This is a genomic window from Nocardia sp. NPDC059154 (genome assembly GCF_042755705.1).
Taxonomy (GTDB): domain Bacteria; phylum Actinomycetota; class Actinomycetes; order Mycobacteriales; family Mycobacteriaceae; genus Nocardia.
The window spans coordinates 75,842-88,745 of record NZ_JBHZCS010000009.1 but is presented as its reverse complement, the minus strand read 5'-3'; the positions used below and the strand labels follow the sequence as shown (position 1 = coordinate 88,745).

Below are 12,904 nucleotides of genomic sequence, written 5' to 3'. Positions count from 1 at the left end.
GACAGGGCGCGGATCTCGAGCGCCATGCGGTCGCGGTCGCGGTCGACGACCTGGCTGGAACCGGCCATCTCCCAGGCGTTTTCGCGGTGGAAGGGGACGGCCCGGCCGGCCGCGGCCAGCAGGGCGACGATGCGGCGGAACATGGTGACTGCCTCGGGGGTGCCGGTCGCGGTGCGGAACTGACCGGAGGTGATGGTGGTCATGCGCGGATCTCGCTCTCATCGAGGGGTTCGGTGGTGTCTCCGGCCATGAAGCCGAAGGTCAGGGTGCCGAGCGCTGCCATGGCGGTTCCGGCTGCGACGATTGCGGACAGTGCTTGCATGGCAGTAAGTTTTCTCTAGAGAAGTTCCTGCCAACAGTGGCTGTTCTGACATTGTTCGCAAATATCCGGCCAGAGGGGATCGGACCATGCTCTCGAAGGTCGCCGTCGTACTCAACGACAACCTCGCCATGTTCGAATTCGGCGTCGTCTGTGAGATTTTCGGCCTCGACCGGACCGCCGATGGACTGCCCGCCTTCGACTATCGGGTCTGCGGTGCGGAGCCGGGGAAGCCGCTGAAGTCCAGCTCACCCGGCATTCACGTGACTCCGGAGTACGGGCTGGAGGAGCTGCGCGACGCGGATCTGGTTGCCATTCCGGCCTTTCCGATCTTCGCGGACAATCCCTTCGATCGGCGCGTGGTGGATGCCGTGCGGGACGCCGCGCAGGCCGGGGCCACGGTGCTCACGGTGTGCTCGGGGGCCTTCCTCGCCGGCGCGGCCGGACTGCTCGACGGGCGCAAGTGCACCACACACTGGCGATATGTCGATCTGCTGGCGGAACAGTTTCCGCAGGCCACCGTCGATCCCGATGTCCTGTACGTGGACGAGGGCAATCTCATCACCAGCGCGGGCACCGCGGCCGGCATCGACGCCTGCCTGCATCTGGTGCGGCGCGAGCTGGGCAGCAGCGTCGCCAATGCCATCGCCCGCCGCATGGTGGTGCCGCCGCAACGCGATGGCGGGCAGCGGCAGTTCATCGAGCGGCCGGTGGTGGACTGCGATTCCGACAGCCTCAGCGAAACCCTGCACTGGATGGGTGAGCATCTGGAACTTCCGCACACGGTCGAAGCGCTGGCCGCGCGCAGCGCCATGTCGACGCGCACATTCGCGCGCCGCTTCGCCGCCGAGACCGGGACGACGCCGGTGAAATGGCTGACCGGGCAGCGGGTGCTGCTGGCCAAGCAGTTGCTGGAGGACACCGACCTGGATCTCGAATCCCTCGCTCACCGTTGCGGATTCGGGTCCGGGGCGCTGCTGCGCCATCACTTCCAGCGGGTGGTGGGGATCGCGCCCGTCGAGTATCGGCGGCGGTTCGGCGCCCGCGTGTCTTGAATGGCTGGTGCCTGAAACAGGCGCTGTCCGAAGCAGTGCCTCCGGCTACGATGCGCAACCGTGCGTTGGGGAGTGATGATCGCGGCCGTGCCTTTGGCGGTGCTGGTGGCCGGTGGGACCGCCGGGTGCAAGGATCCGCGGAATGCGGCGGGGGACTGTGTGGTGGGGACTTCGCCCGATTCGCATGTGAAGCCGGCGCCCTGCTCGGGGCGGCACGACGGCAAGATCATCGCGAGTGTGAACCATCGATCGGACTGCCCGCAGGGCACGGACTGGTCGTATACCGCCAAGGACCTGAAGGTCATGTGCGTGCGCAACGAGCAGAGCTCCTGAGCCGTATCCGGACGCGGGCGGTGAGACTGCCGTCCGCAGGTGTGTGATCGCCGTGCCTACTCGGCCGGAGCACAGCTGCAGTTGATACCGTGCTGACGTGTCGCACACTGCTCAGACAACCGATCGGCCGCTGCGGACCCTGGTGCTCGGTGGCGCCCGGTCCGGGAAGTCGGCTTACGCGGAACAGTTGGTCGCGTCGGAGGCGGTGCGGTACGTAGCCACCGCGGTGGCCGATCCGGCCGACGCCGACTTCGCCGAACGTATTGCGGCGCACCGGGCTCGGCGGCCCGCGAACTGGACGATCGTGGAGGGCGACGCCGTCGCCGCACTGGCCGAGGCCACCCCCGTCACCCTGGTCGACGACCTGGGCACCTGGCTGACCGCGCGGCTCGACGCTCGCGCCGCCTGGGAGTCGCCGCGCGGCATCGTCGCGCCCGATATCGATGCGCTCGTCAGCGCGGTGGCCGGATACGGGCAGCGGCTGATCATCGTCAGCCCCGAGGTCGGGCTCGGCGTCATTCCGGCGACCGCCTCCGGTCGTCTGTTCCGCGATGAGATCGGCACGCTGAACCAGCGGCTCGCGGAGGTTTGCGACGAGGTCTTCCTGGTGGTGGCCGGGCAGCCGATGCGGATCAAGCCGGACGTCGCGGCCGCGCTCGCGGATGCGGCCGCAGCGAATTCTGCCGCCGCAGTGGCGACTTCGGCCCAGGCGTACGGAGCCGATGCGGATGGGGCTGCGGTGCAGCCGGTTTCGGCCGCTACCGCGGAGGCTAGATCGGTCGGCGCCGGTGCAGTGCTGGGTGCCGCGGCGGCAGTTGGCACTTCGGCCGCGCAGGACGATGTGACGGCGGTCGGTGCAGATACCGCGACCGACGGTGCGGACCTGGCCGGTGCGGGTTCCGCGACCGCGGCCGGGGACGTTTCGGGTGCCCCGGTTCTGACCAAGCCCGTGCGGATTTCGTTCGGGCCGGTGCAGGGTCCCGATGCCGGCGTGCGGAAGGCCGCCGAGGAGCGGCAGTTGCAGCTGACCAAGCCCGCCGGGGCGCTGGGGCGGCTGGAGAAGCTGGCCAACTGGGTCGCGGCATGTCAGGGTGTGTGCCCGCCCAAGCAGTTCGAGCGGGCTCGGGTGGTGGTCTTCGCGGGCGATCACGGGGTGGCGCAGCACGGGGTGTCGGCCTACCCGAGTGAGGTGACCGGGCAGATGGTCGCCAACTTCCTGAACGGCGGGGCGGCGGTGAATGTGCTGGCGCGCCTGGCCGATGCCACCGTCCGGGTCGAGGACATCGCGGTGGATTCCGATACCGCGCCGGAGATCTCGCGGCACAAGGTGCGGCGGTCCAGCGGTTCCATCGATCGTGAGGACGCGCTGACCGAGGCCGAGGTGCAGGCGGCGCTGACAGCGGGCGCGACCATTGCCGACGAGGAAATCGATTCCGGCGCCGACCTTCTCATCGCCGGCGACATGGGCATCGGCAACACCACGCCCGCCACCGTGCTGATCGCGGCCGTCACCGACACCGAGCCGGTGATCGCCGTCGGCCGCGGCACCGGCGTCGACGATGCCGGATGGATCCGCAAGACCGCCGCCGTCCGCGACGCCATGTGGCGGGCCCGCCCGGTGGTCAAGGACCCGGTTGCCCTGCTGCGCACCGCATCCGGCGCGGACTTCGCCGCCATGGCCGGCTTCCTCGCCCGCGCCGCCGCCCGCCGCACCCCGGTCATCCTGGACGGCGTCGTGGTCACCGCCGCCGCCGTGGTCGCCGACCAACTCGCCCCGGGCGCGCGCGCCTGGTGGGTGGCGGGCCATCGCTCCAGCGAGCCCTCCCACACCATCGCCCTCCAGCGCCTGGACCTCGAGCCCCTGGTCGACATGAGCATGCGCCTGGGCGAAGGCTCCGGCGCGGTCGCGGCCCTCCCGCTGCTCCGCGCCGCCGTCGCCACCCTCGGCGAAATGGCGACCTTCGACTCCGCCGGAGTCAGCACGGCCGACACGGGCGCCGAAGCCGCCGGTGCCTAGCTCCCCACCGCTCGCGGCACCGAGTCCCGCCTCGCGAGACGCGGTGCCGGGCAACCCGGTACGACGCCAAGCGGTCGTTACGTCCCGGCCGAGTGCCGCCGCCCGCGACCAGCGCGCGCACGGCAGCTCCACCGATGTGCCCGGCACCGGAGTGGTCGGAGCTGCGCAATGGGCAGCGTGGGAGCGGTTCCGGGTGATCGTGTGAACGGGGTTCGGCTGGCGGTGTCGTGGTTGACCGTGCTGCCGGTGCGGGGGCCGGACGAGGTGGATCGGGCCGTGGCGGGGCGGGCGATTGCGTGGGCGCCGCTGGTCGGGGTGCTGCTCGGGGGACTGGGCGCCGGATTGCTGTGGGGGCTGGGTGAATTGGGGGCCGGGTGGCTGTTGGCCGGGTTTGTGGCGGTGGCCGGGCTGGCGTTGATCACGCGGGGGATGCATATCGACGGGCTGGCCGACACCATGGATGGGCTCGGGAGTTATGGGTCGCCGGAGCGGGCTCGGGAGATCATGAAGAGTGGTGGGGCGGGGCCGTTCGGGGTGGCGGCGCTGGTGTTCGTCATTGGGATTCAGGCGGTTTCGCTGGGGGCGTTGGCCGGGGGCGGGCGGTGGCTCGCGGTGGTGGTCGCGGTCGCTGTCGGGCGGGTCGCGGTTGTGCTGGCCTGCCGGAGGGGGATCGACGCGGCTCCGGGTGCAGGATTCGGGGCGTTGGTGGCGGGGACGCAGCATCCCGTTCTGGGTTGGGTCTGGGGTGGGATCGCGTGTCTCGCAGCGGTGTTCGCCACCGGGAATCCGTGGCAGGGGCCACTGGCCGTGGTAGTGGCGCTGGCGGGGGCGATGCTGCTGGTGCGGCACTGTGTGCGGCGGTTCGGCGGCCTCAACGGTGACGTGCTCGGTGCTGCACTGGAAGTGAGCGTCACGGTCGCTGCCGCAGTGCTGTCGTTCGCCCACTAGGTGCTGCGGCGGGATTCCTCGCCGCCAACTGCGTGGGCTGAAGGTCGGTGCCATCGGCCGGGAATTCGGCAGCCGGAGCCGAGCTCGCGGGATCGGGACGAAGGTGTCGGCGGGCAGCATCCGTTGGGCTCAGTCGATGAGCAGCGCGACACGCCCGAGTATGCGAAATATCGAGGCGCGCAGTGGATTTGCCGCATTCGTCGCAACAGGGTGGCAGTTCGTTTGCCCTTCGCGATCCGACCGCCCGGTGGCCGCGAATACCTCATGATCGCAACTGCCGTGGGTGGGAATGGAGTCGTGCAATGCTCGGAATCCTGATGCAGCTCGGTGTGCTGGTGTTGTTCGCGGTGGTGGCGGTGGGGGTCTTCGTCGTCGGGGATCGGGTGCGGCCGAAGTCGTGGCGGCACAGCGACGATGCGGGGGCGGGGCACATGATGCTGGACATGGTCAATATGTTCTTCGCGGCCATTGTGGCGTTCGTGGTGGTGATCCTGTGGGAGCAGTACGACACCTCCCATGGGCACACGGTGAGCGAGGGCAAGGCGCTGGTCAGCGTGTACGAGACCGCCAATGACATGCCGGCGCAGGATCGTAAGCAGATCCAGTCGCTGGTGACCGACTACACCAAGCAGGTGATCGGCGACGAGTGGAAAGTCATGGACGAGCAGCGGCGGCTGAGCCCGGCCGCGCAAGCGACGCTGGACGATCTGCGCCAGGCGGTGGCCTCCGCGCCCGCCACCGACGCCGATGCCAAGTCGACCCAGGACAAGGCGCTCACCGCGGTGGACGCGATCGCCGAGGCTCGCTACGACCGCGGCCTGGATGCAGCATACCGACTGCCTGGATTCCTTTATGTGGCGCTGTGGTTCGCGACCGTCATGCTGCTGTTCGGCACGGTCTTCTCCGGCGTGGTGGTCACCAAGCGCAGCATCCTCATGACCGGACTCTTCGGTGTGGTGATCGGCGCGGTCATCGTGGCCATCTACCAGCTGGACCAGCCGTTCTCGGGCGGCAATCACGTCTCCAAGGACGCGTACGAACTGGCCCTGGCCCGCTTCCAGCACATCGCCTCGGACGCGCCGGTGGCGAGCGGCGGCAATCCGCGCTGATCTGCTCGACCGAGCAACCCGCACTTGGCTTTCGGAGGCAACGTGAACGGAACTCGAAGAACAGCACGAGGATTCGCGGCGGCGACGGCGGTACCACTGACCGCGGCGCTGCTCGCCATTCATCCGAAGGTAGCCGCCGCCGATCCCGGACTCCCGGAGCTGCCGCTGATCGGTGAGATCATCAGCGGCAGCGCGGCTCCGGATACCGGGGCCGCACCGATCTACGCGTCCACCGGGAGCGCGCTCGGGCTCGGTACGGGCAGCAGCTACACCGGTAGCCAGGGTGGCGCGGGCAAGGGTAGGGCCACCACCGGCAGCTCGGCGGGAGTGGCGCAGAGTCCGGTGGCCGGAGTCCCGCTCGGTACCGGCGCGTCCGGCAGCGCCGAACCAGCGGGCGAAACCGCGCCGCGCACAGCGGATCTCGCAATACCCGGACCGGCCACGGAGAGTCCGGCCTCCGCCCCGAACACCCTCGGCGGCCTGCTCGGCCTGAACTCGGGCAGCGTGCTCACCGCCTGTGCGGGCAGCGCTGCGCTGGGCAGTGCGGCACTGGGTTTGGGCCTTCTGACCGGCAGCAGCATGGGCTCGGGGTTGATCGGCCCCGGCTTCGTGCCCGGATCCAGCGGGCTGGTCGGGCCGGGCTCGGCCGGAGCGGGCAGCGTGGCGGTGGGCAGCGCGGCCACCGGAAGCGCACTGCTGACCTGCATGCTCATGCTGCCGGTGCCCATGGCGCCGGGACCCGGTATCCCGCTGCAGATCCCGCCCGCGCCTGCCATTGTGCCCGCGGCCGCACCGATACCCGTACCGGCGCCTGCGGCGATTCCCCCTGCCCCGGTGCCGGTTCCGCCGCTGCCGCCCCCACCGCCGCCCGTCGAGTACGCCGCCCCCATCCCAACCGAGCAACGGCTGCCCCTGACCGCTCTCCAGGTCATGACCGTCATGATCATCACCATCATCGCCGGGGCCCGCGCCCGCCTCGCTCGTGCCCACCGCGGAGCGGTCGACTAGCGCAAGGTCGCCTCAACCGGGGTGCGCCTCGAGGCAGACGACATCGTGCTGCCCGGCTCCTGCACCCGCACCGTCGACGCCCGCCCGGGCGACGAGTTCATCGGCGAGTTCGCGGGAAGCAGTCGTCGAGTCGAAAGTCATTGCCGGAATCTGGCTTCCAGGTCAGTTGCGGTGGCCTGGAGATCAGCCGGGGTGTTGGTCTTGAAAATGCCCTGGAATCCCGCCTCGGCCTTGATCGCCGCCTCTACCTCCGGGTCGTGGTAGATCTGCGTCAGCTGCACGTACTTCGGGTTGTCCTTGTCTGCGGCGCGCGCGGCGAAGATATTGATGTACTGCTTCAGGTCCGGACGGTTCGGGTCATCGGTGTAGATGATCCGATCATTGGTCAGTCCCGCCTGCCGCGCCCAGGTGTCGTCGACGTAGGCGGCATCCACGCTGTCCAGTGACGCGGCGGTCAGCGTCGGGTCGATGGTGGTGAGCCGGACCTTGGAGGCGGACTTGTCGACGTCCTCGAGCTTCGAATCCCACGAGCCGCCGTTCTTCAGCACGATCAGCCCGGCGGCGGCCAGGTTGAGCAGCGGCCGCACCTGATTGGCGGGATTGTTGCTCAGGGTGATCTCCCCGCCCTGGGGGATCTCCGACACCGACCTGTGCTTCTTCGAATACAGGCCCAGCGGATAGATCTCCGTGGCCCCGATCGGTACGAGCGTGTCGTTGTTGCGGGCGTTGTAGTTGGCCAGATACCGGATGTGCTGGAACTTGTTGAGGTCGATGCGCCCCTGGGATAGCGCTGGATTCGGCTGGTTGTAGTCGGTGAAATTGGTGAACTCGACCGTGATGCCCGCGGCGGCGGCCTTCCTCTTGAACACGTCCCAGTGCGGTTGTGAGAGATCGTTCACGCCGATGCGGACCACGTCGCCGTGGTGTTCCGTGCCACAGGCGGCCGTCAGGGCCAGCGCGAACAGGACCGGAATCACCAGGAAACGGCGGAATCTTCGCATTTCACGCACCGTAGGCGAGCGGTCGTCGCGGCCGGAAGCGTTTGGCTCCCCGGGATCGCAATCATTGCCCGGCGATTGCCCGCACGGTTGCATGGCCGGGTTCGATTTCCACCGGTCACGAAGCAGTACAAGCATGCGGGAGCACGAGTGAAATTCCATCGGGTACTGGCGATCCCGGTCCTGGTAGCAGCCGTCGCGAGCCTCACCCTCACGGCCTGCGGCAGCAGCGGCGACTCCGGCGGCACCACGGTGCGCATCGGCACCACCGAGTCCGATCCGCACTGGGACGTCTTCAAGGACAAGGCCAAGGAACAGGGCATCAACCTGAATATCGTCCACTACTCGGACTACTCGCAGCCGAATACGGCGCTGGCGCAGAAGCAGATCGATGTGAATCTGTTCCAGCACTTGCAGTTCCTGGGGCAGTACAACGTGGCCAACAATCAGGATCTGACGCCGATCGGGGCGACGCAGATCGTGCCGCTGGGGCTGTATTCCAAGAAGCACAAGTCGGTGGCCGAGATCCCGCAGGGCGGGGAGATCGCCATTCCGAACGATCCGACCAATCAGGCGCGGGCGCTGTTCGTCCTGCAGGCGGCCGGACTGCTGAAGATCAACGGGTCCGTTCGCCAGCCGACGCCCGCCGACGTGGACAAGGGCGCGTCCAAGGTGAAGGTGACCGCGGTCGACGCGGCGCAGACGGCGCTGTCGCTGGAGTCGGTGGACGGGTCCGTCGTCAACAACACCTACCTGCTCAAGTCCGGAATCGATCCGAAATCCGCGCTGTACAAGGATGATCCGGGCAATCCCGGCGCCGAGCCGTACATCAATGCGTTCGTGACCCGGGCCGCGGACAAAGGCAATGCCACCTACCTGAAGCTGGTGGACATCTTCCACAGCCCCGAGGTGCAGAAGTCGGTGCAGGAGGATTCCAAGGGCACCTCGCTCGAAGTGACGAAGAGCGGGCCCGAGCTGGAGCAGATCCTGGCGCGGGTGCAGCAGACGATCCGCGACAGCAAGTGAGCGACGACGGTGCCGCAACCGGCGAGAATTCGGCCGCGACCCGCGGGAGCTCCGTCGCGGCCGTCGAATTCCGGTCGGTCACCAAGGTTTTCCGGACCGGCAAGCAGCGCCACACGGCGCTCGACGGCATCGACCTGCGCATCGAGCGGGGCGAGATCTTCGGTGTGATCGGCTATTCCGGCGCGGGCAAGTCCACGCTGGTCCGGCTGATCAACGCCCTCGAGCAACCCACCGGCGGCACCGTGCTCGTCTCCGGCGACCCCATCACCGGCGTCCCGGAATCGCGGGTGCGGCAACTGCGCCGCGATATCGGCATGGTGTTCCAGCAGTTCAACCTGTTCCGCTCGCGCACCGCCGCCGGCAATATCGAATACCCGTTGAAAGTGGCGGGCTGGCCACGTGCGCGGCGCAAGGCGCGCGTGGCGGAACTGCTGGAGTTCGTGGGGCTTTCGGACAAAGCGCGCAGCTACCCGGACCAGTTGTCCGGCGGCCAGAAGCAGCGCGTCGGCATCGCCCGGGCACTGGCCACCTCGCCGTCACTACTGCTCGCCGACGAGGCGACCTCTGCGCTGGACCCGGAGACCACCGGCGAGGTGCTCCGACTGCTGAAGAAGATCAACCGCGAGCTCGGCGTCACCATCGTGGTCATCACCCACGAAATGGACGTCATCCGCGCGGTGGCAGACCGCGTGGCAGTGCTGGCCGAGGGCCGAATCGTGGAGTTGGCCAGCACGTTCGAGGTGTTCTCGGCACCCGCCGCCCCACCCACCCGATCATTCGTCGAGACGGTCCTGCACAACCGTCCGACCGCCGACGAACTACGGCGGCTGGGAGAACGGCGTGCCGGCCGCCTGGTGACCGTTGCCGTCGACGACGAGAACGGGATCGGTCCGGCCCTGTCCGCCGCCGCAGCCCAGGGCGTGAGCTTCGAGATCGTCTTCGGCGGCGTGAGCACCTTGCAGGACAAAACCTTCGGCAGCCTGACCCTCGCCCTGGACGGCCCCGACGACGCCGTGCGTCAAGTGGCCGAGCGCCTCGCCACCCGCGCCGCGACAACGGCCCCCAGGCTCGCCGGGTCGACAAACACGGACACCATGGCAGCAGCGTCTCCCGACAGCGCCCAATCTGCTACGCCCGAGCGTTTCAAGCCTGAGGCGTCCGTTCGTCCGGGAGCGGCGGTGGATTCCGCCGAGTCGGCAGAGCACAACGCAGAAGCCGAGAGCGATCGGAGGAGTGCATGAGCGGCGCTGCGAGCAGTCTGGCTGCCGTACATACGGATTGGGATCGGCTGCGGCCTGTGCTCAGTGAGGCTGTTGGGACCACGATCTACCTGGTGCTGCTCACCTTTGTTGTCGGCGGCACCATTGGGCTGGCGTTGGGGACCGCGCTCTTTACGACGCGGAAAGGTGGGTTGCTGGCGAACGCGCCGATCAATCTGGTGTTGAACGTGCTGGTGAATGTGGTGCGGCCGATTCCGTTCATCATCTTGCTGGCTGCGCTGGGGCCGGTGACGCTGAAGGTGATCGGGACGACGATCGGGACGGATGCGGCGGCGTTCGTGATGATCGTGGCGGCTTCGTTCGGGATCGCGCGGATTGTCGAGCAGAATCTGGTGACCGTGGATCCGGGGGTGATCGAGGCGGCGCGGTCGATGGGGGCGGGGCCGCTGCGGATCATTCTCACCCTGCTGATTCCGGAAGCGTTGGGGCCCTTGGTGCTCGGGTACACCTTCGTTGTCATCGCCATTGTCGACATGTCCGCGATGGCCGGGACGGTCGGCGGTGGCGGGCTGGGCGACTTCGCGCTGGTGTACGGCTATCAGCGGTTCGACTGGCAGGTCACGCTGGTGGCGACGCTGATCATTATCGCCGGGGTGCAGGGGATTCAGTTCCTCGGCAACTGGCTGGCCCGCCGGGTGCTGCGCCGATGAGGACGCGCGCGACCCGGCGGGACATTGGTCAGCTCAGCTTCTCCAGCTTCGGAACCTGCCACTGCCCGTTCAGCACCTCGTCTTTTGGCGCGTATAGCCGCAGGGTGAGGGAGAACGGGCCGGTCTCCGGAATGGGCAGCCAGTGCCCGTCGGGCACGTCCGCGCCGGGATCGGCGCTCTGCACGGCGATCTCGACCGTGCCGTCGGCGGCGGGTTTGAGCGGCACCAGGTGGCCCACAGAGTAGATGCCCGCCGGATTCTGGATCAGGTAGCTCTGGTCGTCATAGGCCGTGAGCGACCAGAACGCGCCGACCGGCGGCAGCTGATCCTTGGCGAAGGTCACCCGGAATCGGCTGCCGCTCTCGGCCTTCGTGTCGATGCTCGGATACACCGCGTCCCGAGGCAGATTCGCGCCCAGGCCGACCGCCGCGACCTGCGCCCGCAACATGTAGTTCGTGCCGTACGTGCCGATATTGAGATCGAAGGTCCAGTCGTTCTGATGCTGGGCCTGGGGGTCCCGGAAGGCGGCGAGCTGTTTGCGAGCATCGGCGATGGCCGCGGTGAGGACGTCCGGGGGCGCGGTGCTCGCGGTGGCGTCGGCGGTGATGCCGATGGCGGCGAACCGCTTCATGGCCTCGGCGTCATCGGGCGCGGGCGGGTTGCGGGCCATCACCGCGCACATGCGGGTGAAGAAGGTGGGGCCGTCCATCTTCATCACCATCTGGGCCGGGACGCCGCCGCCCGCGAGCTGGGCGCCCGGGCCGCCGTACACCGCGCTCGGGTCGGCGCTCCAGTCGCTGAGCGGGGCCAGCTTCAGCTTCTGCTGCAGAGCCCGCACGTGCTTGATGTCGTTGTCGCCCTTGTACTCGATGCGGCCGAGCAACCAGCTGGTATCGGTGGGCATGGCCAGCTGGGTCATGCCGTCGGGCACCGTGCCCTTCCAGCCCGGCCCGGTGACCAGGTAGGTGTACGGCGGGCTGGTAACCCCGTCGTCGAGCCGGGGGTTCGTGCTGGCCGGATCGTGCACCGTGTTGGTCCACGCGTCCAGGAGCTGCATGAGCCAATATCGGCCGGATTCGATGGCGGGCACCTGCACCACCATCGGCTCGGTGCTCAGGTCCAGCCAGGCCTGCGAGTAGAGGGTGTCCAGGTTGAGCCGGACCACCTGCTTCTCCTCCGGCGTGGGCGGATTCTGGTGCACGAATTGATTGGCCGGGCCGCCGGTTTCGCGGGTGACGTCCATGAGCACCAGCGGAAACCCGAAGATGTAGGCATCGGTGGCGACGGCCCTGGGGTCGTTGGAGGCGGGGGTGGTGATGGTCGCGGTCGAGCTGCTGCCCGACTTGCTGCAGGCGGCCAGGCCGAGGGTGGCCAGCGCGGCGGCGCCGAGTCCGAGGGCCGTGCGGCGGTTGACGCGCGGGGCGTCGCCAGTGGACGGGAGATCCATTGATACCGAGTCCTTTCCGAGAGGGTGTGGTGGCGAGGAGGACTTCCGGTGAAACGAACACCCTATTGCAGTGGCGCTGCAAGTATAGTGGCTAACCAGTGGTTACCGTACTGCTGCGGCAGCGAAGGAGCGCGCAAAATGAGCTCGGCCGATCTGATCGTCACCGGTGGACCGATCGTCACCGTCGACGCGAACCACCCGAATCCCTCCCATGTCGCCGTGACCGACGGCCGGATCATCGCCGTCGGCGGGGACGAGGTGCTGGACCGGCGCGGCGGCGGCACCGAGATCGTCGATCTGGGCGGGCGGGCGCTGCTGCCGGGATTCGTTGAGGCGCACACCCATCCGACCCAGGACCAGATGATGTTCACCGACCTGGTCGTCGACATCCGCCCGATCACCACCTGCCCCGGCGCCGAGGACGTGCTGCGCACCATGAAGGAAACGCTGGCCGCCGCGCCCGCCGGGCGGCCCGTCATCTTCTACGGCGGCCCGGCGACCGCGAGCACGCCCGGGGCCTCGTGAGTCCTCGCCCCGGAGGAGCGGATCAGCGTCGACGACGCCCTCGCCTTCCATCACCCCGGGCAAGTACGCCGATCTCGTTGTCCTGGACCGCGACCCGCGCACGACCGACCCGGACACCTGGCACGACATCGCCGTCCACGCCACCTACCTCGCGGGAAACCCCACCTACCAGGCATAGACGAACGTGAA

At 68.5% G+C, this 12,904-nt stretch carries 14 protein-coding genes and 2 pseudogenes; 12 read left to right on the top strand and 4 right to left on the bottom strand.

All coding sequences use genetic code 11. The features are described from left to right. Positions 1-203 (bottom strand): hypothetical protein (locus ACFXN1_RS10830; protein WP_379463549.1); only part of this gene is annotated, 203 nt, incomplete at its 3' end. Next, a complete protein-coding gene (locus ACFXN1_RS10825; protein ID WP_364616437.1) occupies positions 200-322 on the bottom strand; it encodes a hypothetical protein in 123 nt (40 codons plus the stop codon). The genes ACFXN1_RS10830 and ACFXN1_RS10825, both read right to left, overlap by 4 nt. A gap of 86 nt (positions 323-408) precedes the next feature. Here ACFXN1_RS10825 and ACFXN1_RS10820 point away from each other — a divergent pair, with 86 nt between their 5' ends. The 8 genes and pseudogenes from ACFXN1_RS10820 to ACFXN1_RS10785 form a co-directional block, all read left to right on the top strand. Continuing rightward, positions 409-1,374 (top strand): helix-turn-helix domain-containing protein, encoded by a 966-nt coding sequence (locus tag ACFXN1_RS10820; protein WP_379443586.1) that lies wholly within the window; start codon positions 409-411, stop codon positions 1,372-1,374. Between the two features lie 60 nt (positions 1,375-1,434). Beyond that, positions 1,435-1,707, top strand: a complete 273-nt coding sequence (locus ACFXN1_RS10815; RefSeq protein WP_379443584.1) for a hypothetical protein — start codon at positions 1,435-1,437, stop codon at positions 1,705-1,707. A 97-nt stretch (positions 1,708-1,804) separates the two neighbouring features. Further along, positions 1,805-3,724 carry a nicotinate-nucleotide--dimethylbenzimidazole phosphoribosyltransferase gene (gene cobT, locus ACFXN1_RS10810; protein ID WP_379443583.1) on the top strand — a complete coding sequence of 640 codons (1,920 nt, stop codon included), beginning with the start codon at positions 1,805-1,807 and terminating at the stop codon, positions 3,722-3,724. Next, positions 3,717-3,929 (top strand): hypothetical protein, encoded by a 213-nt coding sequence (locus ACFXN1_RS10805; RefSeq protein WP_379443582.1) that lies wholly within the window; start codon positions 3,717-3,719, stop codon positions 3,927-3,929. The genes cobT and ACFXN1_RS10805 overlap by 8 nt, the downstream gene beginning before the upstream one ends. Continuing rightward, on the top strand, positions 3,926-4,672 hold the full coding sequence (locus ACFXN1_RS10800) for an adenosylcobinamide-GDP ribazoletransferase (protein ID WP_379443580.1): 747 nt from the start codon (positions 3,926-3,928) through the stop codon (positions 4,670-4,672). Before ACFXN1_RS10805 ends, ACFXN1_RS10800 begins: the two co-directional genes overlap by 4 nt. 302 nt (positions 4,673-4,974) lie before the next feature. Next, a complete protein-coding gene (locus ACFXN1_RS10795) occupies positions 4,975-5,781 on the top strand; it encodes a DUF4239 domain-containing protein (RefSeq protein ID WP_379443579.1) in 807 nt (268 codons plus the stop codon). Positions 5,782-5,823: 42 nt separating this feature from the next. Continuing rightward, positions 5,824-6,789: a hypothetical protein gene (locus ACFXN1_RS10790; RefSeq protein WP_379443578.1), complete on the top strand. Its 966-nt coding sequence runs from the start codon at positions 5,824-5,826 to the stop codon at positions 6,787-6,789. Next, positions 6,790-6,906 (top strand): annotated as a pseudogene (locus tag ACFXN1_RS10785) (2-keto-4-pentenoate hydratase); the annotation flags it as partial. It lies immediately after the preceding gene. Between the two features lie 20 nt (positions 6,907-6,926). Here ACFXN1_RS10785 and ACFXN1_RS10780 read toward each other — a convergent pair. Next, positions 6,927-7,790, bottom strand: a complete 864-nt coding sequence (locus ACFXN1_RS10780) for a MetQ/NlpA family ABC transporter substrate-binding protein (RefSeq protein WP_379443576.1) — start codon at positions 7,788-7,790, stop codon at positions 6,927-6,929. Positions 7,791-7,937: 147 nt separating this feature from the next. Here ACFXN1_RS10780 and ACFXN1_RS10775 point away from each other — a divergent pair, with 147 nt between their 5' ends. The 3 genes and pseudogenes from ACFXN1_RS10775 (at position 7,938) to ACFXN1_RS10765 (ending at position 10,743) form a co-directional block, all read left to right on the top strand. Beyond that, positions 7,938-8,813, top strand: coding sequence for a MetQ/NlpA family ABC transporter substrate-binding protein (locus tag ACFXN1_RS10775; RefSeq protein WP_379443575.1), 876 nt, complete (start codon positions 7,938-7,940; stop codon positions 8,811-8,813). Next, a pseudogene (locus tag ACFXN1_RS10770) lies at positions 8,810-9,886 on the top strand (methionine ABC transporter ATP-binding protein); the annotation flags it as partial. The gene ACFXN1_RS10775 and the pseudogene ACFXN1_RS10770, both read left to right, overlap by 4 nt. A 164-nt stretch (positions 9,887-10,050) precedes the next feature. After that, positions 10,051-10,743, top strand: coding sequence for a methionine ABC transporter permease (locus ACFXN1_RS10765; protein WP_379443574.1), 693 nt, complete (start codon positions 10,051-10,053; stop codon positions 10,741-10,743). 28 nt (positions 10,744-10,771) lie between these two features. Here ACFXN1_RS10765 and ACFXN1_RS10760 read toward each other — a convergent pair whose 3' ends face one another. After that, positions 10,772-12,190, bottom strand: coding sequence for a DUF1254 domain-containing protein (locus ACFXN1_RS10760; RefSeq protein ID WP_379443572.1), 1,419 nt, complete (start codon positions 12,188-12,190; stop codon positions 10,772-10,774). Between the two features lie 138 nt (positions 12,191-12,328). Between ACFXN1_RS10760 and ACFXN1_RS10755 the strand changes: the two genes are divergently transcribed. Further along, positions 12,329-12,715 (top strand): amidohydrolase family protein, encoded by a 387-nt coding sequence (locus ACFXN1_RS10755; protein WP_379443571.1) that lies wholly within the window; start codon positions 12,329-12,331, stop codon positions 12,713-12,715. The last annotated feature ends 189 nt before the right edge of the window (positions 12,716-12,904 follow it).